The 21,494-nt window shown below is 71.6% G+C and carries 17 protein-coding genes and 1 pseudogene; 13 read left to right on the top strand and 5 right to left on the bottom strand.

Annotated elements, in window-relative coordinates; genetic code table 11:
• Positions 1–109: 109 nt before the first annotated feature.
• Entirely contained in the window at positions 110–2,584 is a 2,475-nt protein-coding gene (locus GPA10_RS21630; protein ID WP_157166986.1) for an MFS transporter, read from the bottom strand.
• A 467-nt stretch (positions 2,585–3,051) separates the two neighbouring features.
• The gene (locus GPA10_RS21635) at positions 3,052–3,495 is read right to left on the bottom strand and encodes an SRPBCC family protein (RefSeq protein ID WP_157166916.1); all 444 of its coding nucleotides are present in this window, start codon (positions 3,493–3,495) and stop codon (positions 3,052–3,054) included.
• Between the two features lie 162 nt (positions 3,496–3,657).
• Between GPA10_RS21635 and GPA10_RS21640 the strand changes: the two genes are divergently transcribed.
• From GPA10_RS21640 to GPA10_RS21650, 3 genes and pseudogenes are all read left to right on the top strand, one after another.
• A complete protein-coding gene (locus GPA10_RS21640; protein WP_157166917.1) occupies positions 3,658–4,689 on the top strand; it encodes an Rv2578c family radical SAM protein in 1,032 nt (343 codons plus the stop codon).
• A gap of 176 nt (positions 4,690–4,865) precedes the next feature.
• Positions 4,866–6,494, top strand: a complete 1,629-nt coding sequence (locus GPA10_RS21645) for an alpha/beta hydrolase (protein ID WP_157166918.1) — start codon at positions 4,866–4,868, stop codon at positions 6,492–6,494.
• A gap of 97 nt (positions 6,495–6,591) precedes the next feature.
• Positions 6,592–6,720 (top strand): annotated as a pseudogene (locus tag GPA10_RS21650) (RidA family protein); the annotation flags it as partial.
• 64 nt (positions 6,721–6,784) lie between these two features.
• Here GPA10_RS21650 and GPA10_RS21655 read toward each other — a convergent pair.
• Entirely contained in the window at positions 6,785–7,378 is a 594-nt protein-coding gene (locus tag GPA10_RS21655) for a HEAT repeat domain-containing protein (protein ID WP_058851259.1), read from the bottom strand.
• Between the two features lie 382 nt (positions 7,379–7,760).
• On the opposite strand from GPA10_RS21655, the gene GPA10_RS21660 reads away from it, so the two are divergent.
• The 9 genes from GPA10_RS21660 to pssA all read left to right on the top strand — a co-directional run bounded on the left by GPA10_RS21660 (position 7,761) and on the right by pssA (position 18,896).
• On the top strand, positions 7,761–9,569 hold the full coding sequence (locus tag GPA10_RS21660) for a 3-hydroxyacyl-CoA dehydrogenase family protein (RefSeq protein ID WP_157166919.1): 1,809 nt from the start codon (positions 7,761–7,763) through the stop codon (positions 9,567–9,569).
• A 136-nt stretch (positions 9,570–9,705) separates the two neighbouring features.
• Entirely contained in the window at positions 9,706–10,515 is an 810-nt protein-coding gene (locus GPA10_RS21665; RefSeq protein WP_058851360.1) for a TetR family transcriptional regulator, read from the top strand.
• A 489-nt stretch (positions 10,516–11,004) separates the two neighbouring features.
• Positions 11,005–12,342: a crotonyl-CoA carboxylase/reductase gene (ccrA, locus tag GPA10_RS21670; RefSeq protein ID WP_058851257.1), complete on the top strand. Its 1,338-nt coding sequence runs from the start codon at positions 11,005–11,007 to the stop codon at positions 12,340–12,342.
• Between the two features lie 17 nt (positions 12,343–12,359).
• Complete coding sequence (locus GPA10_RS21675; protein ID WP_157166920.1) at positions 12,360–14,411, top strand: protein meaA; 2,052 nt, start codon at positions 12,360–12,362, stop codon at positions 14,409–14,411.
• Complete coding sequence (locus GPA10_RS21680; protein ID WP_157166921.1) at positions 14,408–15,391, top strand: HpcH/HpaI aldolase/citrate lyase family protein; 984 nt, start codon at positions 14,408–14,410, stop codon at positions 15,389–15,391. Before GPA10_RS21675 ends, GPA10_RS21680 begins: the two co-directional genes overlap by 4 nt.
• A gap of 5 nt (positions 15,392–15,396) precedes the next feature.
• On the top strand, positions 15,397–15,981 hold the full coding sequence (locus GPA10_RS21685) for a MaoC family dehydratase (RefSeq protein ID WP_246259516.1): 585 nt from the start codon (positions 15,397–15,399) through the stop codon (positions 15,979–15,981).
• 2 nt (positions 15,982–15,983) lie between these two features.
• On the top strand, positions 15,984–17,189 hold the full coding sequence (locus GPA10_RS21690) for an acyl-CoA dehydrogenase family protein (protein ID WP_157166922.1): 1,206 nt from the start codon (positions 15,984–15,986) through the stop codon (positions 17,187–17,189).
• 182 nt (positions 17,190–17,371) lie between these two features.
• On the top strand, positions 17,372–18,028 hold the full coding sequence (locus tag GPA10_RS21695; protein WP_058851253.1) for a phosphatidylserine decarboxylase: 657 nt from the start codon (positions 17,372–17,374) through the stop codon (positions 18,026–18,028).
• Positions 18,015–18,896, top strand: a complete 882-nt coding sequence (gene pssA, locus GPA10_RS21700; RefSeq protein ID WP_157166923.1) for a CDP-diacylglycerol--serine O-phosphatidyltransferase — start codon at positions 18,015–18,017, stop codon at positions 18,894–18,896. Before GPA10_RS21695 ends, pssA begins: the two co-directional genes overlap by 14 nt.
• Before the next feature lie 100 nt (positions 18,897–18,996).
• Here the strand turns inward: pssA and GPA10_RS21705 are convergent, their stop codons facing one another.
• Positions 18,997–20,172, bottom strand: coding sequence for a glycerate kinase (locus GPA10_RS21705; protein ID WP_425505797.1), 1,176 nt, complete (start codon positions 20,170–20,172; stop codon positions 18,997–18,999).
• Positions 20,173–20,408: 236 nt separating this feature from the next.
• On the opposite strand from GPA10_RS21705, the gene GPA10_RS21710 reads away from it, so the two are divergent.
• Positions 20,409–20,903: an NUDIX domain-containing protein gene (locus GPA10_RS21710; RefSeq protein ID WP_058851251.1), complete on the top strand. Its 495-nt coding sequence runs from the start codon at positions 20,409–20,411 to the stop codon at positions 20,901–20,903.
• Positions 20,904–20,962: 59 nt separating this feature from the next.
• On the opposite strand, the gene GPA10_RS21715 is transcribed toward GPA10_RS21710, so the two are convergent.
• A complete protein-coding gene (locus tag GPA10_RS21715; RefSeq protein ID WP_157166925.1) occupies positions 20,963–21,493 on the bottom strand; it encodes a methylated-DNA--[protein]-cysteine S-methyltransferase in 531 nt (176 codons plus the stop codon).
• Position 21,494: the final 1 nt, after the last annotated feature.

The following is a 21,494-nucleotide window of genomic DNA, read 5'->3' on the forward strand; positions in this document are numbered from 1 at the left end:
TCGCCGTGCGGCGCTATCGGCGAATTCCTCCCGGCGGGGGCGCCGCCGGAGCGGGCCCCGCACCCCGCGGCCGCGCGGGGTGCGGCCCGGGCTCTTCGGTCCTCAGCCCTCAGTCCTCGTGTCCCAGTTGCAGGTCCCGCTCCGTGCGGCCGCCGCCCGCCATCTGGAGGACCGTGGCGACCGGGGGATATCCGGCCGCGATCACCGTGTACTCGCCGGAGGAGAGATCGATGAAACGGAAGGTGCCGTCGGGGCCGGTGGTGAGGGTGTCCACGACGTTGCCCGCGGCGTCCAGGAGCGTCACACGGGCGTCCTCGACGGGCCGTCCGGCCCCGGCCCGCACGGTGCCGCGCAGCACCGCTCCCCCGGCGAGTTCGATGTCCTGGCGGGTCTCCCTGGACGCCTGCACGCTGACGGGCAGCGCGGCGGGGCGGAACGCGGGCGCGCTGGCGGCCAGGGTGTACTCGCCCGCGACCAGCTCCGTGATCACATAGCCGCCCTCGCGTCCGCTGCGGGTGGCGGCGACCACCTCGCCGCGCACGTCGGTGAGGGTCACGGCGGCGTCCCGTACGGGCGTGCCGTCGGCGGTGAGGACGCTGCCCGCGAGCCGCCCCGCGCCGCCGAGGACCACGTCGAGCTCCACGGGGCGTTCGCCGACGGTGACCGTGACGGCCTGCGGCTGGTGGCCGCCCGCCGCGGCGATCAGGACGAACGAGCCGGACCCCGGCGTCGCCAGCGCGTACCGCCCGTCCTCGCCGCTCGCGCCGCGCCCGATCTGACGGCCCGTGACGTCGATGAGCGTCAGGGCGGCGCGCGGCACGACGGTGCCGTCCGGGTGCTGCACGGTGCCGCAGACCGGCAGTCCCGCGGCGTACGCGGAGCGCGCGGCAGGGACGGCGGCCTCGGCGGGGGGCGCACAGGCGGGACCCGGGGCGCCGGGGGCGTGCGGGACCTGCTGTGACTGCGGGGACTGCGGGGTTGTGGGCGACACGGCGCTGGACAAGAGGGGGGTCTCCTTGAGGAAGCAGGCGAGCAGCAGGCCGAGGACGAGGACGGGGACCAGGTAGAGGAAGATCCGCGGCATGGCGTCCGCGTACGCCTGGATGTAGCCCTCGCGCAGCGGGGCGGGCAGCGCGTGGACGAGTTGCGGGGTGATGGATTCGGCGTCGGGAAGCTCGGCGCCCGCGGGCAGCCGTCCCGCGAGGGCGTCGGTGAGGCGGTCGGCGAAGAGGGTGCCGAAGACCGCGGCGCCGACGCTGCCGCCGATCTGCCGGAAGTAGTTGTTGGCGCTGGTCGCGGTGCCGAGGTCGGCCGGCGGCACGGCGTTCTGCACGGCGAGGATCAGGACCGGCATGACCAGGCCGACTCCGGCTCCGAGGACGGCCATCCAGATGCTGTACTGGAGCCGGGGCGTGTCGGTTTCGAGTCGGGAGAGGAGGTACATGCCCACCACGGAGAGGGCGCTGCCGAGCACCGGGTAGATCCGGTAGCGCCCGGTATGGCTGATGAGCTGCCCCGCGACGATCGACGCGCCGACTACTGCGCCCATCATCGGGAGCATCAGGAGCCCGGATTCCGTGGCGCTCGCCCCGTCGACCATCTGGAGGTAGGTCGGCAGGTAGCTGGCCGCTCCGAAGAGGGCCACTCCGACGACGAGACCCACCAGGCCCGTGAGGGTGAAGACCGAGTCACGGAACAGGCGCAGCGGGATGATCGGTTCTGCCGCGAAGCGTTCGACGAGGAGGAAGAGCAGGGTGGAGACGGCGGCGCCCGCGGCGAGCCCGAGGATCACGCGTGAGCCCCAGGCGTGTTCGGTGCCGCCCCAACTGGTCAGCAGGACCAGGCAGGTGGAGGCGGCGACGAGGAGCAGGGCGCCGAGCACGTCGAACCTGCCGCGCGCGGCGGGCTCGGGAAGCTTCAGGACGACGGCGACGACCAACAGCGTGACCAGGCCGAAGGGCACGTTGAAGTAGAAGCACCAGCGCCAGGAGACATGGTCGGTGAAGAAGCCGCCGAGCAGCGGCCCCGCGACGGAGGCGAGGCCGAAGGAGGCGCCGATCATGCCCATGTAGCGGCCACGCGCGCGGGGCGGCACGATGTCCGCGATGATCGCCTGGACGCCGATCATGAGACCGCCCGCGCCGACGCCCTGGAGGGCCCGGAAGGCGATGAGCTGGTCCATGGTGCGGGACCAGCCCGCGAGCGCGGAGCCGACGACGAAGACGACGATGGCGAACTGGAAGACGCCCTTGCGGCCGTAGAGGTCGCCGAGCTTTCCGTAGATGGGCAGGCCGACGGTGGAGGTCAGCAGGTAGGCGGTGATCGCCCAGGGCATCCGGTCCAGGCCGTGCAGCTCACCGACGATCTTCGGCAGCGCGGTCGCGACGATCATCTGCTCGAGCGCGGCGAGCAGCAGGGCCAGCATGAGGCCGAAGAAGACCATGCGGACGCGGGCGGGTGAGAGCCCGTGCGCGGCCTGCCGCGCGGCGTCCGGTGGCGCGGGCGGCGGCTGCCGGGACTGATCCTGCTCCGGGGCCCCCAACGGGGTGTGGGCGACCGCCCGTTCACCGTGCCCGGCGCCCATCGCCAGCGTCGTCCCGCCCACCTGGTGCTCCCCTCGTCGCGCCCGCGCCGCCCATTTCTCGCATTACGCGACAACATAGGCACAACCGCGCAAGCGCAACGAGTCGCACCGGGCGCGCACCGGCGCGCGTTCGCGCCGGTGGGAGCCCTGCGGCGGACAACTGGGCCGTTCCGAGAACCACTCGAAACGGTGAGCGGGGCAACAACACTGAGGGGGTACGGGAGTTGGCGGGGCGGGAGTGGTCCGCCCCGCCGCAGCTCCGGCGGGACGGAAGCGGCTCACCCCGCCGCAGCCCCGGCGGGACGGAAGCGGCTCACCCCGCCGCAGCCCCGGCGGGACGGAAGCGGCTCACCCCGCCGCGGCCCGGCGGGCGGGAACGGCCCGGCCCGCCGCGGCTTGGCGCGCAGCAACGGCCCGCCCCGCCGCGACCCGGCGGACCGGAAGCGGCCGGTCCGCCGTGCGCGGGGCTACTTCTCGACTTCGGCGGCGAGCTTGCCGAGCACGGCGTCGTAGATCCGGCCGAGCCCCTTGGGGGCGAAGGTCTTCTCGAAGAAGCCGCCGATGCCGCCCGCGCCGTCCCACACCGTGGTCACGACGACGCGCGCGGCGCCCTCCCCGGCCGGGGTGACCCGCCAGGTGGTGATCATGGACGAGTTGCGGTCCTTCTCGACGAGCTCGCCGTCGGTGGGCTCGGTCACATCCAGCAGGCAGTCGCGGACGCGCTTGCTGGTGGCCTGGAGCTTCCAGTGCACGAGGGTGCCCTCGCCGTCGCCGCCCTCGCGCACCTCGTACTCGCTGAAGTGCTCGGAGAGGATCTTCGGACGGGTGCCGCTGTAGTCGGCCAGCGCATCGAAGACGTCCTCCGGCCGTGCCGCGATGATGCGCTCCGTGACCGCCTCGACCTGCGCCATTGCGTTTCCTCCAGCAGTTGTAGGTGTCTCGCGGGTGGGACCGTCAGCCAACCACCCCGCACACCGGCGCCCCAAATCGGGGTCGGCATCACGGTCGCACGATCAAGGGAACGTGTGTTCTATTCTGTGGTGGGTGCTGTTCACTGTCACGGAGGAGGCGCCATGCGCTGGGAGAACCTGTCCGACGGCCCGCGAGGGGCCGCGGCGGACGCCGCCCTGTTCGGCGCCGACGCGGTGACCACCAGGACGGACACCCCCGGGTTCCGCGGGATCACCTTCCACGAGATCCGGGCGAAGTCGATCGTGAACCGGGTGCCGGGGGCCTCGCGCATGCCCTTCGAGTGGACGGTGAACCCCTACCGCGGCTGCACGCACGCGTGCGTGTACTGCTTCGCCCGCAAGACGCACAGCTATCTCGACCTGGACACCGGTCTCGGCTTCGACAGCCAGATCGTGGTCAAGGTCAACGCCCCCGAGCTGCTGCGCCACCGCCTCGCCTCGCCCCGCTGGCACGGCGAGCACATCGCGATGGGCACCAACGTCGACTGCTACCAGCGCGCGGAGGGCAGGTACACGCTGATGCCGGGCATCATCGAGGCGCTGCGCGACCACGCCAACCCGTTCTCGATCCTCACCAAGGGCACGCTGATCCTGCGCGACCTCGACCTGCTGCGGCAGGCCGCCGCCGTCACGGACGTGGGCATCTCGGTGTCCGTGGGCTTCGTGGACGAGCAGCTGTGGCGCACGGTCGAGCCGGGCACCCCCGCCCCCGGCCGCCGTCTGGAGGTCGTGCGCACCCTGAGCGGGCACGGCATCGGCTGCGGCGTCCTGATGGCGCCGGTGGTCCCGTTCCTCGGCGACCACCCGGACCAGCTGCGGGCCACCGTGCGGGCGATCGCCGAGGCCGGGGCGGCGTCGGTGACACCGCTGGTGCTGCATCTGCGGCCGGGCGCGCGCGAGTGGTTCGTGGCCTGGCTCGCCGAGCACCATCCGCACCTGGTGCGGCGGTACGAGCGCCTGTACGCGGACGGCGCCTACGCCCCGAAGTGGTACCAGCGGCGGATCACCCGCCACGTGCACGACCTGGCCCGCGAGTTCGGCATCGGCCCCGCCCGCGCGGGCACGGCCCGCCGCATACCCGAGCCGCGGCAGCCGCTGCCCGCACCGGAGGGCACCCAGCTCACGCTGCTGTGACGGGCCGGCGCCGAGCCGTGCGGGCGGACCGGCGAACGCGCTGGGCCATCGCGGGCTTCGCCATGCTCCTTTCAGGTCATTGCCGCATCGATCGGCTTCTTCCGGACGGGCTTTCGGCAACGATGCCGCGGGGGTCGTGGGCCTCGCGGCCCCGCACCCTCGCCCTGGGAGGCTCGATGAGAGCAACTGCCGTCTCGCTGTGCGGCGCCGCCGTCCTGGTGACCGGTCTGGTCGCGGCGGTCCCGTCCGCCGCGGGCACCACCGCGCCGGCCGCGCCCCGCGCCGCGCACACCCCGCACCACCTCGCGTGGAAGAAGTGCGCCACGAAGGACCACCCCACGCTCCAGTGCGCGTCCGTACAGGTCCCCCTCGACCACGACCGGCCGCACGGCCGGAAGATCACGCTGGCCCTCTCGCGGATCCCGCACACCGCGAAGCACTACCGCGGCCCGCTCCTGGTGAACCCCGGCGGCCCCGGCGGCAGCGGTCTGGCCATGGCCGGCTTCGTCGCCGACGCGCTGCCGAAGAAGGCGGCCGCGGGCTACGACGTCATCGGCTTCGACCCGCGCGGCGTCGGCCGCAGCAAGCCCGCCCTGAACTGCCGCCCCGGCCACTTCGCCCCGGTCAGGCCCGCCTCGGTGCCGTACACGCCCTCCCTGGAGAAGGCAGGCGTCGACCGGGCGCGCGCGTTCGCGCAGGCATGCGCCACCAAGTACGCGGACGTGCTGCCGTTCATCGACACGGTGAGCGCGGCCAGGGACCTGGACGTGATTCGAGCACGCCTCGGCGCGCAGCGGATCAGCTACTTCGGCTACTCGTACGGCACCTACCTGGGCGCCGTGTACGCGAAGCTCTTCCCCGACCGGGTCCGCCGCATGGCCCTGGACTCCGTGGTCGACCCGCACCAGGTCTGGTACGACGCCAACCTCACCCAGGACCACGCCTTCGAGGCCCGCCACCAGGCCTTCCTCGCCTGGACGGCCAAGCACCACGCGAAGTACCGGCTCGGCTCGGACCCGGCGCGGGTCCAGGCGCGGTGGAACGCCATGCGCGCCGCCCTCACCCACAGCCCGGCCGGCAAGAAGGTCGGCGCGGCCGAGCTGGAGGACACCTTCCTGCCGGGCGGCTACTTCGACGGCTACTGGCCGATGCTGGCCGAGGCGTTCTCGGCGTACGCGCACGGCGGGAAGACGGCTCCGCTCGTGCGGGCGTACGAGAGGCTCGGCGCGCAGGACGCGGCGGGCGAGAACAGTTACTCGGTCTACGCCGCCGTGAACTGCCGGGACGCGGGCTGGCCGCGCGACTGGGCGCGGTGGGGCCGTGACAACTGGCGGGTGCACGCGAAGTCGCCCTTCATGGCCTGGAACAACGCCTGGTACAACGCTCCGTGCGCGTTCTGGCAGGTGCCGTCCCGCGACCCGGTGGACGTGTCGAACCCCGACCTGCCGCCGGTGCTGCTGCTCCAGGCGACCGACGACGCGGCCACCCCGTACGGGGGCGCGGTCACGATGCACCACAAGCTGCGCGGTTCCAGCCTGGTGGTGGAGCAGGGCGGCGGCAACCACGGCGTCACCCTGAGCGGGAACGCCTGCCTGGACCGGCATCTGGCGAGGTATCTGACGTCCGGCGAGGTGCCGCGCGGCAGCGCGGGTGAGGCCGACGCGGTGTGCGAGCGCCTGCCCGAGCCCAAGCCGAGGAGCGCGGCCCGGGGCGTGCGGGACAACGGCCCCGCTGCGAGCGGCGGCCCGGACGTGACCGGCAGCCCGGGAGCGGACCTGCACGGCATGATGGGCTCCCGCGGCTGACACCCCGGCCACGTGGCACGGGCGGGGCGGGCGTGACCCGGGTGCCACCCACGTGGCACGGGCGGGGCGGGCATGACCCGGGTGCCACCCACGCGGCACGGACGGGGCGTACATGCCTGCGGTCCGGGCGGCACGGGACGTCTTCCTCGACCCCGCCCGCCTGCCCGCCGCGTCGGCCGTCCAGGTCGCGGCCCTGGTGTCGCCCGAATTCCTGATGGAGATCTAGGCGTTGGCGGTGATCCCCGGGTGGCGCCCGCCGACCGGGCCGCCGGGCGCGGGTCCGGGCGGCCTCAGGACCCCTGCGCGCGCACCGTCACCCGGGCCAGCGCCGCCGCGGCCGCCGCCGCGAGCCGCGGGTTGCCGGACGCGGCCGTGAGCACCGGTATGGCCCGCGCGTCCCCGAGCGCGCCGAGCCCTTCCACGCACGCGAGGGCGACCTTGCCGTAGGGGTCGTTGGGCGTGAGACGGCGCTGGAGCGTGACGATCAGCGCGGGCGCCGACTCCGGGGCCCGCAGCTCCGTGAGCAGCCGCACGGGATGCAGGGCGTAGGCCACCCGCAGCTCGTTCGTCGCGAGGGCGGCCGCCGCGCGCGCGGTACGCGGGTCGCCGAGGCGCGCCAGGGCGTACGCGGCGGCGGCGCAGCGCGGCGGATCCCGGTGGTTGAGCAGCAGGACCAGGGACTCGAAGGCCCTCCGGTCCCCCAGGAGGCCCAGCCTGACCGCTGCCAACTCCCGCGCCCACAGCGGCTGTCCGGGGGCGTGCAGCGTCTCCGCGAGCTCGTCCGGCTCACCGACCGCCAGCAGTCTCCCGTACAGATCCACCGCGCCCGACGCCGCTGCCTCGCGTCGTAAGCGATCCGTCACCGTCCGCAACTCCGCATCCATGCAGCGAGCCTAGTCGCGACGGAGGTCACAGACACCGGGGGCTGGCGCGCTCGTTACTCACGGGTTAATCTCATGTGAGCGGGGCACACTCCCCGTGAGCAGTTCCCTCTCAGCATCTCGGCTCATGACGGCCTGGTGACGCAGCCGTCGCGAGTGTTGTCGGTTCGGTACGCATGTACCGGTACGCATGTACCGCAGGACGGTGTGGCTCCGGGACAGGGCCCGCCGGTTCTTCCCTCACGCACATCCCGCACGCCGTATGCCACTTCACGCCCGCTTGCGTGGTCACCACGCCCGCGCGCGCGTCCCGTGCCCGGCGCGCTCCTCGCCACGCGCCGTGCGCGTGCGCCCTCAGTCGTCACTCACTTCCTGGAGTCCACCCATGGACGCTCCTCGCCACCCCATCAACACCGTCAATCCCCTCAACACGGTCGCCGTCGTCGGCCTGGGCACGATGGGCACGGGCATCGCCGAAGTCCTCGCCCGCGCGGGCCGCGAGGTCATCGGCATCGACATCAGCGAGCGGGCCGCCGCCCACGCCGTCGCCTCCCTGGAGGCGTCCACGGCGCGCGCCGTGCGCCGTGAGCGGATCACCGAGCGCGAGCGCGAGGACGCCCTCGCCCGCTTCCGGACCTTCACCGACCTGCGCGCCGCGGCCGACGCCGACCTGGTCGTCGAGGTCGTCCCGGAGTCGTACGAGATCAAGCAGCAGGTCTTCCGTGAGCTCGACGGCGTCGTGCGGTCCGACACGATCCTCGCCACCGGCACCAACGCGCTCTCGGTGACCCGGCTCGCGGCCGAGTCCGCGCACCCCGAGCGGGTGTTGGGCCTGCACTTCTTCAACCCGGCCCCGGCGATGAAGCTCGTCGAGGTCGTGTCGTCCGTGCTCACCGCGCCGACCGCCGTCGCCGCCGTCACGGAGCTGGCGCACGCGCTCGGCAAGGAGCCCGTGGCCGTCGGCGACCGCCCCGGTTTCGTCGCCGACGGGCTGCTCTTCGGCTACCTCAACCAGGCGGCGGCGATGTACGAGGCCAAGTACGCGAGCAGGGAGGACATCGACGCCGCGATGCGGCTCGGCTGCGGTCTGCCGATGGGCCCGCTCGCGCTGCTCGACCTGATCGGCGTCGACACGGCCCGCACGGTCCTCGACGCGATGTACGCCGAGTCGCGGGACCGGCTGCACGCGCCCGCCCCGATCCTCAAGCAGCTCAGCGAGGCGGGCCTGACGGGGCGCAAGTCGGGCCGCGGCTTCTACACGTACGCGGAGTCGGGCGGCGGCGAGGTGGTGCGGGACTCCGCGACACCGCTGGAGGGCACCCGGCAGGCGCGCGGGCGCGAGGTCCGCTCCGTCGGTGTCGCCGGGTCCGGCACCATGGCGTCCGGCATCGCGGAGGTCTTCGCCAAGGCCGGGTACGACGTGGTGCTCGTGGCCCGCAGCGAGGAGAAGGCCGCGGCGGCCAAGGCACGGGTCGGCAAGTCCCTCGCGCGCTCCGTCGACAAGGGACGCACGACGCCGGAGGCGGCGGCGAGGACCCTGGACCGGATCAGGCCGGGCGGGTCGTACGAGGCGTTCGGCGACGTCGATCTCGCCCTGGAGGCGGTCGCGGAGGACCTGGAGGTCAAGCGGCAGCTGTTCACGACGCTCGACAAGGTCTGCAAGCCGGGCGCGGTCCTCGCCACCACCACGTCCTCGCTGCCGGTCGTCGCCTGCGCCCGCGCCACCTCCCGCCCCGGCGACGTGATCGGCCTGCACTTCTTCAACCCGGCCCCGGCGATGAAGCTCGTCGAGGTCGTGCGCACCGTCCTGACCGAGGACGAGGTGCACGCCACCGCCCGCGAGGTGTGCGCGTCGATCAAGAAGCACCCGGTGGACTGCGGCGACCGGGCCGGCTTCATCGTGAACGCGCTGCTCTTCCCGTACCTGAACAACGCGATCAAGATGGTCGAGGAGCACTACGCGTCCCTGGACGACATCGACGCCGCGATGAAGCTGGGCGGGGGCTACCCCATGGGCCCCTTCGAGCTCCTGGACGTCGTCGGTCTGGACGTCTCGCTCGCCATCGAGAAGGTCCTGCACCACGAGTTCCGCGAGCCGGGTCTCGCGCCCGCGCCGCTGCTCGAACACCTGGTGGCCGCGGGCTGCCTCGGCCGCAAGACGGGCCGTGGCTTCCGCGAATATGCCCGGCGCTGAATGGCGCGCGGACCCCGGACCCAGAGCACGGAGGACGGTGCGCGCCGAGCGCGCGGACTGGGGCGGGCTGCTCGAACCGTCGGGCAGCACCGTCCCGCATCCGCACTCAGCTGCGCACATGCAGTACGTTCGGGGCATGCCCAAGGCCGCCAAGACCTCTCGTACGACAGCTGCGCCCGACGCTCCGGAGAGCGCCGCGGGCAGCCGCGCCGCCGCCCAACGGCTCAAGATGCGCCGCGAGCTGGCGGCCGCCGCGATGGAACTGTTCGCCTCCAAGGGCTACGAGGCGACGACGGTCGACGAGATCGCCGCCGCGGCCGGGGTGGCCCGCCGCACCTTCTTCCGCCACTTCCGCTCCAAGGAAGAGGCGATCTTCCCCGACCACGACGACACCTTGATCCGCGCCGAGGCGGTCCTGAACGCGGCACCGGCGCACGAGCACCCGCTCGACACCGTGTGCCGCGGCATCAAGGAAGTCATGAAGATGTACGCGGCCTCGCCCGCCGTCTCCGTGGAGCGCTACCGCCTCACGCGGGAGGTGCCGACGCTGCGCGAGCGCGAGATCGCCTCGGTGGCGCGCTACGAACGCCTCTTCACGCGCTATCTCCTCGGCCACTTCGACGAGCACGCGCACCACCACGGCAACGACGATCCGCTGCTCGCGGAGGTGGCGGCGTCCGCCGTGGTGACGGCCCACAACCACGTCCTGCGGCGGTGGCTGCGCGCCGGCGGCCAGGGCGACGTGGAGGCCCACCTCGACCACGCCTTCGGCATCGTCCGGCGGACCTTCGGCACCGGGATCCCCGCCGGCCGGGACACGGGTTCCACCACGGCGGCGGCCACCGTGTCCGACGGCGGCGAGGTCCTCGTGACCGTGGCCCGCACGGACGCCCCCCTCGACGAGGTCATGCGCACCATCGAGAAGGCACTGCGCACCCGGGCCTGACACCTCCATATCGCCGCTGCGCTGCTTGTCCTCAAACGCCGGACGGGCTGAAATTCCACGCCAGGTCCGGTGGGTTTCAGCCCGTCCGGCGTTTGAGGACGAGGCGCGCGGCGCCGATGCTTTTCCGGCCCCCCCAGGCGGCGCCGAAACCCCATCTGACCTGCAATGATCGATCATCGCTCAGATGAAGGCCCCCCTCGACAACTGAGACAAACTCTTGGCACTGAGTGTCTTGCCGACTGGCACGCGGTGTCATACGTTGATGTTGTCCGGGCGGCCGGCGGAGGGAGAACCTCCCCCTGCCGACTGTCCCCGCGAGCCTCAGGCGAGCGCGCCCGGACGCCTGCGTCACAGGCACCCCGCGCGCCCCACCACGGCGCCGCCACAGCACCACCTCCGCCGAACCGACGGCACCACCCCTCTTCAAGGAACACCCCGACGTACCCCTCAGAGCGCTCCCTCGAAAGCGCCCTTCGCCGGAGGCACCCCATGCAGGAAATCCTGGACGCGATCCAGTCGCCGGACACCACGGCCGCCGACTACGCCGCACTGCCGCTGCCCGAGTCGTACCGCGCCGTGACCGTGCACAAGGACGAGACGGAGATGTTCACCGGGCTCGCCACGCGCGACAAGGACCCGCGCAAGTCACTGCACCTGGACGAGGTCCCCGTGCCCGAACTCGGCCCCGGCGAGGCCCTGGTGGCTGTGATGGCGTCCTCCGTGAACTACAACTCGGTGTGGACGTCGATCTTCGAGCCGCTGTCGACCTTCGGCTTCCTGGAGCGCTACGGCAAGCTCAGCGACCTCTCCAGGCGCCACGACCTGCCGTACCACATCATCGGCTCCGACCTCGCGGGCGTCGTGCTGCGCACAGGACCCGGAGTCAACGCCTGGCGCCCCGGCGACGAAGTCGTCGCGCACTGCCTGTCGGTGGAGCTGGAGTCGTCCGACGGGCACAACGACACGATGCTCGACCCCGAGCAGCGCATCTGGGGCTTCGAGACCAACTTCGGCGGCCTCGCGGAGATCGCCCTTGTCAAGTCCAACCAGCTGATGCCCAAGCCGGACCACCTGAGCTGGGAGGAGGCCGCCGCTCCCGGCCTGGTGAACTCCACCGCCTACCGGCAGCTCGTCTCCCGCAACGGCGCCGGCATGAAGCAGGGCGACAACGTCCTGATCTGGGGCGCGAGCGGCGGACTCGGCTCGTACGCCACCCAGTTCGCGCTCGCGGGCGGCGCCAACCCCATCTGTGTCGTCTCCTCGCCGCAGAAGGCCGGGATCTGCCGCGCCATGGGCGCCGACGCCATCATCGACCGCAACGCCGAGGGCTACCGGTTCTGGAAGGACGAGCACGCCCAGGACCCCAAGGAGTGGAAGCGCTTCGGCAAGCGCATCCGCGAGCTGACCGGCGGCGAGGACATCGACATCGTCTTCGAGCACCCCGGCCGCGAGACCTTCGGCGCCTCCGTGTACGTCACCCGCAAGGGCGGCACCATCACCACCTGCGCGTCGACGTCGGGCTATCTCCACGAGTACGACAACCGCTATCTGTGGATGTCCCTGAAGCGCATCATCGGCTCGCACTTCGCCAACTACCGCGAGGCCTGGGAGGCCAACCGGCTGATCGCCAAGGGCAAGATCCACCCGACGCTCTCCAAGGTCTACTCCCTGGCGGACACCGGGCAAGCCGCCTACGACGTGCACCGCAATCTGCACCAGGGCAAGGTCGGCGTGCTCGCGCTCGCGCCCGAGGAGGGCCTCGGAGTGCGCGACCACGACAAGCGCGCCCGGCACATCGACGCCATCAACCGGTTCCGCGACATCTGAGGGGCGGGCACCCACACATGACCGAGCGTCAGAAGGACCGGCCGTGGCTGATGCGCACCTACGCCGGTCACTCCACGGCCGAGGCCTCCAACGAGCTCTACCGACGCAACCTCGCCAAGGGGCAGACCGGTCTCTCGGTCGCCTTCGACCTGCCGACGCAGACCGGGTACGACCCGGACCACATCCTCGCGCGCGGGGAGGTGGGCCGGGTCGGCGTCCCGGTGTCCCACCTCGGCGACATGCGGCGGCTGTTCCAGGACATCCCCCTGGAGCAGATGAACACCTCCATGACGATCAACGCGACCGCCATGTGGCTGCTCGCGCTCTACCAGGTCGTCGCCGAGGAGCAGGGCGCCGACATCGCGAGCCTCCAGGGGACGACGCAGAACGACATCGTCAAGGAGTACCTGTCGCGCGGCACCCACGTCTTCCCGCCGGGGCCGAGCCTGCGCCTGACCACCGACATGATCACGTACACGGTGGCGCACATCCCCAAGTGGAACCCGATCAACATCTGCAGCTACCACCTCCAGGAGGCGGGGGCCACCCCGGTCCAGGAGATCGCGTACGCGATGAGCACGGCGGTCGCGGTGCTCGACGCGGTGCGCGACTCCGGGCAGGTGCCCGAGGAGAAGTTCGGCGACGTCGTCGCGCGGATCTCGTTCTTCGTGAACGCCGGTGTGCGGTTCATCGAGGAGATGTGCAAGATGCGGGCCTTCGGGCGCATCTGGGACCAGGTGGCGCGGCAGCGGTACGGCATCACCGACCCCAAGCAGCGGCGGTTCCGCTACGGCGTGCAGGTCAACTCGCTCGGCCTGACCGAGGCGCAGCCGGAGAACAACGTGCAGCGCATCGTCCTGGAGATGCTCGCCGTCACACTGTCGAAGGACGCCCGCGCGCGTGCCGTGCAGTTGCCCGCCTGGAACGAGGCGCTCGGCCTGCCCCGGCCCTGGGACCAGCAGTGGTCGCTGCGCATCCAGCAGGTCCTCGCCCATGAGAGCGACCTCCTGGAGTACGAGGACATCTTCGCGGGCTCGCACGTCGTCGAGGCCAAGGTCGACGCCCTCGTCGAGGAGTCCCTGACGGAGATGGACCGGATCGAGCAGATGGGCGGCGCGATGGCCGCCGTCGAGTCCGGCTATCTGAAGGCGCAGCTGGTGTCCTCGCACGCGGAGCGCCGGGCGCGGATCGAGGCGGGCGAGGACAAGATCATCGGTGTGAACGCCTTCGAGGCGACCGAGCCGAGCCCGCTCACCGCGGACCTGGACACGGCGATCATGACGGTCGACAAGGAGGTGGAGGCCCGGGTCGTGGACGCCATCGGCGCCTGGCGCACCACCCGCCAGGAGTCCTCGGACCGGCAGGGCCTCGGCGACCCGTTCCACTTCCCGACCGTCGGGCAGGCACTCGACCGGCTCAGGGAGGTCGCCGCGGGCACCGGCAACCTGATGGAGGCCACCCTGGAGTGCGCACGCGCCGGTGTGACGACCGGGGAGTGGGCCGGGGCCCTGCGGGAGGTCTTCGGGGAGTTCCGGGCGCCCACGGGCGTCTCGGGGGCTCCGGTGGCCGTCACGGCGGAGGCGGGCACCCCGCTCGCCCTCGTCCGCGAGAAGGTCGAGAAGACCGCCGCCGACCTCAGCACCGGCAAGCTGCGCTTCCTCGTCGGCAAGCCGGGCCTCGACGGGCACTCCAACGGCGCCGAGCAGATCGCGGTGCGCGCACGCGACGCCGGCTTCGAGGTCGTCTACCAGGGCATCCGGCTCACGCCCGAGCAGATCGTGGACGCGGCCCTCGCGGAGGACGTGCACGCAGTGGGCCTGTCGATCCTCTCCGGCTCGCACGCGCAGCTCGTGCCGGACGTCCTGGAGCGGCTGCGCGCCGCGGGCGCCCACGACATCCCTGTGATCGCCGGCGGCATCATTCCCGGCAGCGACGCCGAGGACCTGAGGGCGGCGGGCGTGGCCGCCGTGTTCACCCCCAAGGACTTCGGCATCACGGAGATCATCGGCCGTATCGTCGACGAGATCCGCAAAGCGAACCACCTCGACCCCCTGGAGGTCCCCGCATGACCCCGTCCAAGCCGCAGTCCGGTGCCGTGGACCGGCTCCGTCCGCGCCGCTCCTGCCTGGCCGTGCCCGGCTCGAACCCGCGCTTCCTGGAGAAGGCCCAGGGCCTGCCCGCCGACCAGGTGTTCCTGGACCTGGAGGACGCCTGCGCGCCGCTCGCCAAGCCCGAGGCACGGCACACGATCGTCAAGTTCCTCAACGAGGGCGACTGGACGGGCAAGACCCGGGCCGTGCGCGTCAACGACTGGACGACCGAGTGGACGTACCGGGACGTCGTGACCGTTGTTGAGGGCGCGGGCCCCAACCTTGACTGCATCATGCTGCCGAAGGTGCAGGACGCGCAGCAGATCGTGGCGCTCGACCTGCTGCTCACGCAGATCGAGAAGACGATGGGCTTCGAGGTCGGCCGGATCGGCATCGAGGCGCAGATCGAGAACGCGAAGGGTCTGGTCAATGTTGACGAGATCGCGGCGGCCTCGTCACGTATTGAGACGATCATCTTCGGCCCGGCCGACTTCATGGCATCGATCAACATGAAGTCCCTCGTCGTGGGCGAGCAGCCGCCCGGCTACCCCGCGGACGCCTATCACTACATCCTGATGCGCATCCTGATGGCGGCCCGTACGCACGACCTCCAGGCGATCGACGGCCCGTACCTCCAGATCAAGAACGTCGACGGCTACCGCGAGGTGGCGGGGCGGGCGGCCGCGCTCGGCTTCGACGGCAAGTGGGTGCTGCACCCGGGCCAGGTGGAGGCCGCCAACGAGGTGTTCTCGCCGTCCCAGGAGGACTACGACCACGCCGAGCTGATCCTGGACGCGTACGCGTACTGCACGTCCGAGGCGGGCGGCAAGAAGGGCTCGGCGATGCTCGGCGACGAGATGATCGACGAGGCCAGCCGGAAGATGGCCCTGGTGGTCTCCGGCAAGGGCCGCGCGGCCGGCATGCGGCGCACCAGCAAGTTCGAGGCCCCGGAGGCGTAGGGATCATGCAATTCGGCCGCTCATACGAGGAGTTCGAAGTTGGCGCCGTGTACAAGCACTGGCCCGGCAAGACGGTCACGGAGTACGACGACCACCTCTTCTGTCTGCTCACCATGAACCATCACCCGCTGCACCTGGACAGCAACTACGCGCAGAGCACGACGGACTTCGGCAGGAACGTCGTCGTCGGGAACTACATCTACTCGCTGCTGCTCGGCATGTCGGTGCCGGACGTCTCGGGCAAGGCGATCGCGAACCTGGAGATCGAGTCGCTGAAGCACGTGGCGCCGACGTTCCACGGCGACACGCTGTACGGCGAGACGACGGTCCTGGACAAGACGCCGTCGAGGTCCAAGTCGGACCGCGGGATCGTCCATGTGGAGACCAGGGGATACAAGCAGGACGGCACGCTGGTGTGCGTCTTCCGCCGCAAGGTGATGGTGCCCACCGAGACGTACGTCAAGGAGCGCGGCGGCGAACAGCCCGGCCGGCCGGAGCCGGCCGCGCCCGCGGCGGAGAAGCCCGCCGCAGCAGTGCGGCCCGCACCCGCGGAGAAGCCCGCCCCCGTGGAGAAGAAGACGGAGAAGTAGCCATGCCGCGTCTCGCCCGGACCGCCGGTCTGACCGATATCCAGCAGGAAATCCTGTCCACCGTCAGGGATTTCGTCGACAAAGAGATCATTCCGGTGGCGACCGCTCTGGAGCACCGCGACGAGTATCCGCAGGCGATCGTCGACGGGCTCAAGGAGTTGGGCCTGTTCGGCCTGATGATCCCCGAGGAGTACGGAGGTCTGGGTGAGTCGCTCCTGACGTACGCGCTGTGCGTGGAGGAGATAGCGCGCGGCTGGATGTCGGTGTCCGGCATCATCAACACCCACTTCATCGTGGCCTACATGCTCAAGCAGCACGGCACGCGGGAGCAGAAGGAGTACTTCCTGCCGCGCATGGCGACGGGCGAGGTGCGGGGCGCGTTCTCGATGTCGGAGCCCGCGCTCGGCTCGGACGTGGCGGCGATCACGTCGAAGGCGGTCAGGGACGGCGACGAGTATGTCCTGAACGGTCAGAAGATGTGGCTGACGAACGGCGGTTCGTCAACGCTGGTTGCCGTTCTCGTCAGAAGTGACGAAGGACACTCCGAGGGAACGGCCCCGCACAAGTCGATGACGACGTTCCTCGTGGAGAAGGAGTCGGGCTTCGGCGAGGTGCGGCCGGGGCTCACCATTCCCGGGAAGATCGACAAGATGGGCTACAAGGGCGTCGACACCACCGAGCTGATCATGGATGGCCTGCGCATTCCGGCCAATCGCGTACTCGGCGGAACGACCGGACGAGGGTTTTACCACATGATGGACGGGGTCGAAGTCGGCCGCGTGAATGTCGCCGCGCGTGGCTGCGGTGTCGCCCAGCGTGCCTTCGAGCTGGGCATCTCCTACGCCCAGCAACGCCACACTTTCGGCAAGCCCATAGCCCACCACCAGGCAATTCAGTTCAAGCTCGCCGAGATGGCTACCAAGGTCGAGGCCGCCCATGCCATGATGGTGAACGCAGCACGCAAAAAGGACTCCGGGGAGCGAAACGACCTCGAAGCGGGGATGGCCAAGTATCTGGCGTCCGAGTACTGCAAAGAAGTGGTGGAGGACGCATTCAGGATCCACGGCGGCTACGGCTTCTCGAAGGAGTACGAAATCGAGCGCCTCTACCGGGAGGCGCCCATGCTCCTGATCGGTGAAGGTACCGCCGAGATCCAGAAAATGATCATTGGCCGTCGACTCCTCGAAGAGTATCGATTCCAGGGCTGAATGTCCGACTTGGGGCGATTTCTTCGAGATTTTATCGAGAAGAAGATCACACCCAGTCAGCACGCTCCGGCGGCCGACTCGGCTTCCTGGCTTGCCCAGTTGTGGCTCGCAACCGATACGATCCCGGGAAAGCCGCCGTCCCCCCGTATGCAGTGCGGCATCATCCGCTACGAAGGTCATCCATGCCCCACAGCCAAACCTCTGCACCTCGCGTCAGCTTCCTCGGTGGACGCCTCGCGCGCGGAGCATCGCCGTGGCTCCTGCCGACCGTCGCCACCGCGGCACTCAGCCTGGCCAGGTCGCGCCGCTCCAAGGGCGCGGCCGCGATCGCCGTGCCCACCACCGCGCTCGCGGCGGGCATGCTGTGGTTCTTCCGCGACCCCGAGCGCGAGATCACCCCTGGCCGGGTCATCTCGCCGGCCGACGGCGTCGTCCAGAGCATCATGCCGTGGAAGGACGGGCGCACCCGCGTCGCGATCTTCATGAGCCCGCTGAACGTCCACGTCAACCGCGCGCCGCTGGCCGGCACGGTGACGTCCGTCGAGCACGTCCCGGGCGGTTTCGTCCCGGCGTTCAACAAGGAGAGCGAGAACAACGAGCGCGTTGTCTGGCACTTCGACACCGAGCTCGGCGACATCGAGATGATCCAGATCGCCGGTGCCGTCGCCCGGCGCATCGTGCCGTACGTGCCCCAGGGCACGAAACTGGAGCAGGGCGAGCGCATCGGCCTGATCCGCTTCGGCTCGCGTGTCGACATCTACCTGCCCGAGGGCGTCGAGGTGGACGTCGAGGTGGGGCAGAAGACCGTGGCTGGGGTGACTCGCATTGACCGTGACTGATCCCGAGACACCGGCGGGCTGGGTGCCCGAGTCCCCGGACAACGGCGTGAACGGCGTGACCGGCGTGGACGATGCCGAAGAGGACATGCCGCTCTCGCTGCGCCTCTCAATAGCGGACACCCTCACCCTCGGCAACGCCACCTGCGGCTTCATGGCGGTGTACTTCACCACCACCGGCATCCTGATCCCGCACCTCACCGGCAGTGACGAGTCGGGCATGGCCCGTCACAGCGCGGCGACGGCCGTGATCCTGATGCTGTGCGCGGCGGTCTTCGACCTGTTCGACGGGCTCGTGGCCCGCAAGCTGCGGTCCTCGCCGATGGGCGCCGAGCTGGACAACCTCTCGGACCTGATCAGCTTCGGACTCGCCCCGGCGTACTTCGTCCTCGTGTACGGGATGGTCGCCGACGACGCCCACCAGCGGGTGGCGGCCGTCGGCGCGATCGTGGTCCTGCTGGCGGTGGTGCTGCGGCTTGCGCGGTTCTCCTGCGTCACCCTGCGCGACGGGGTGTTCCAGGGGATGCCGTCCCCCTTCGGGGCGCTGACCGTGGTCTCGATCGTGCTTCTGGAGCTGCCCTTCGTCGCCACGCTCCTCGCGATCATCGGCACCGCCTGGCTGATGGTCAGCCGGGTCGAGTACCCGAAGCCGCGCGGGCCGCTCGCGGTCGCCATGCTCGCCTGGATCGTCGCCGCGATGGGGCTGCTCGCCGCCTGGGCCTTCGACGCGCCCGGTGGGCAGCTGCTGCTCCAGACCGGGTGCGCGCTCCAGCTCGTGCTCGGCGCGGTGATCCCGCTGTTCGCCACGGCCCGCCGGGTGAACAACTTCCGGGACAACCGTCGTGAGGCACGGGCCGCGCAGCTGCCGTAACGGCGCTCGTCACGTTGCCCGGAGGGGGCCCGAACCACATGGTTCGGGCCCCCTCTCCTTTGCGCGCTCCGCTGCGAGCGGGCGGGTCAGCTCGGGCGGGTCAGCTCAGGAAGTCCCTGGCGATGCCGGCGGCGAGGCGTTCCAGGAGGGGGCCCGCCTCGGACACGCAGCGGGAGACGTCCGGCTCGATGTCGGTGAGGGCATAGGCGCGGCGGATCCCTGCGGCGCCGAGGGCCGAGGGGGGCAGCGCGAGCCGCCCGCAGACGGCGACGACCTCGACCCCGGCGGCGCGGGCCGCCGCCGCGACCCCGGCGGGAGCCTTGCCGTGCAGGGTCTGCTCGTCGAGGGAGCCCTCCCCCGTGATGACGAGCGCCGCCCCGGCAAGGGCGGGCGCGAAGCCCAGTACGTCGAGCATCACCTCGATGCCGGGCCTGAACGACGCCCCGAGGCCCACGAGCGCCCCGTACCCGATGCCGCCGGCCGCACCGGCGCCCGGCGCGTCCGCGTACTCCAGGGCCCTCGGGGAGGCATCGCGTGCCAGGACCCGCGCGAAGTGCGCGAGGGCGACGTCGAGCGCCGCCACGTCCTCGGGCCCCGCGCCCTTCTGCGGCCCGTACACGGCGGGCGCGCCCTTCGGCCCCGTCAGGGGGTTGTCGACGTCGCTGGCGAGCACCACGTCGACATTGGCGAGGCGCGGGTCGAGGCCGGACAGGTCGGCGGACGCCAGCTCCCGCAGCGGGCCGCCGCCGGGCCCGACGGGCTGCCCGTCGGCGTCGAGGAACCGGGCTCCGAGCGCGGCCAGCATGCCCGCTCCGCCGTCGGTCGTGGCGCTGCCGCCGACACCGAACACGATCGTGCGCGCCCCCGCGTCGAGCGCGGCGCGCAGCAGCTCCCCGCTGCCGTACGTCGTCGCGGTGAGCGGCGCGAACGTCCCCTCGGGCAGCAGTTGCAGCCCCGAGGCCTCGGCCATCTCCACGACGGCGGTGCCCTCCCGCAGCGCGTACGCCGCCGCCACCTGCTCGCCGAGCGGTCCGGTGACCCGCGCCTCCCGGCGTTCGAAACCGGCGGCCACGGCCGCCTCGACGGTGCCGTCGCCGCCGTCCGCCACGGGCAGCGCCCGCACCGGCAGGTCCGGGTCCACCTCGTGCAGCCCCGCCGTCACGCGCTGCGCCACCTGGGCGCCCGTCAGGGAGCCCTTGAACTTGTCCGCGGCGATCAGCACATGGCCGCGGCCCGTGCTCCCGGCGCCGTGTCCCGCGCCGTCCCGCGCCGTCACTGCAGCGTCCGCCACCTTGCATTCCCCTTGCTTTCCGGGCCTTGCTCGCGTCAAGGCAGTCGCGCCGCTGCGACCATAACCGCAGGAGGGGCCCGCTGCCCATGGCCATCGGCCCGTACCCTCGACGCAATGGCGGGGAATGTCGCCCCATGGCGGGTGATGTCCCTGCCGCTCGCCACCGAGATGATCGATCACCTCGCGGCCCGTGCCCGGGACGGCGGACTACGCTTCGCCCCGTGACCACTCTCGACTACGCCACATACATCGCGGGTCTCCCCCGCGTCCTCGCCGGGGCCGCCACCGTCATCCGGGACCGGGCGGGGCGCGTCCTGCTCGTCGAGCCCAACTACCGGGAGGGCTGGGCGCTGCCCGGCGGAACCGTGGAGTCGGACGACGGCGAGAGTCCGCGCCAGGGCGCGTTCCGCGAGACCGCGGAGGAGATCGGCCTGGACGTCGAGCCGGGCGGGCTGCTCGCCGTGGACTGGGTGTCGGGCACGGCGGAGCGGCCGCCGCTGGTGGCGTTCCTGTACGACGGCGGGGTGCTGCCCGACGACCGGTTCGAGGCGATCCGGCTCCAGGAGGAGGAACTGCTCTCCTGGCGGCTCGTCGCCCCCGAGGACCTCTCGGACCACCTTCTCCCGCAGCTCGCCGGCCGGGTGTCCGCCGCTCTCGACGCGCTGGCCGCGGGTACAGGGGCGGTGGAGCTGGAGAACGGACGCCGGGCCGGCTGACCCGGCGCCGTCCGTCTCGGGGCGGTAGCCCCCCCCCGGGGCCCGGGGGTGCGTGGCGCCTAGAACAGCGTGCTGCCGCTCTCGGCCGCGCCGCTCGCGAAGACGCCGTCCGCGAAGGCCCCGCTCTCGAACGCGAGGAGCTGCTTCTTGCGGTCGAGCCCGCCGCCGTATCCGGTCAGGGAGCCGCCCGCGCCGATGACGCGGTGGCAGGGCACGATGATGCTGATGGGGTTCTTGCCGTTGGCGAGGCCGACCGCGCGGGAGGCCGCGGGCTTGCCCAGGGCCGCGGCCAGCTCGCCGTACGAACGGGTCCGGCCGTAGGGGATCTCCAGGAGCTGCTGCCACACGGAGCGCTGGAACGGGGTGCCGTCGAGGCGCAGCGGCAGGTCGAACTCCTTGAGGTCGCCCGCGAAGTAGGCCTCCAGCTGGGCGACGGTCGGGTCGAAGGGCGCAGGGTCGCGGTCGCCGAAGGTCTCCTCGGCGGGCCGGTGGCGCTGGTCGGTCATGTAGAGACCGCTCAGGGTGCCGTCGGTGGCGACGAGGGTGAGCGCCCCGTAGGGGCTGTCGATGACGTGGTGCTGACGGTGCATG

The sequence above is a fragment of the Streptomyces typhae genome, from assembly GCF_009755605.1.
In the GTDB taxonomy this organism is placed as follows: domain Bacteria; phylum Actinomycetota; class Actinomycetes; order Streptomycetales; family Streptomycetaceae; genus Streptomyces; species Streptomyces typhae.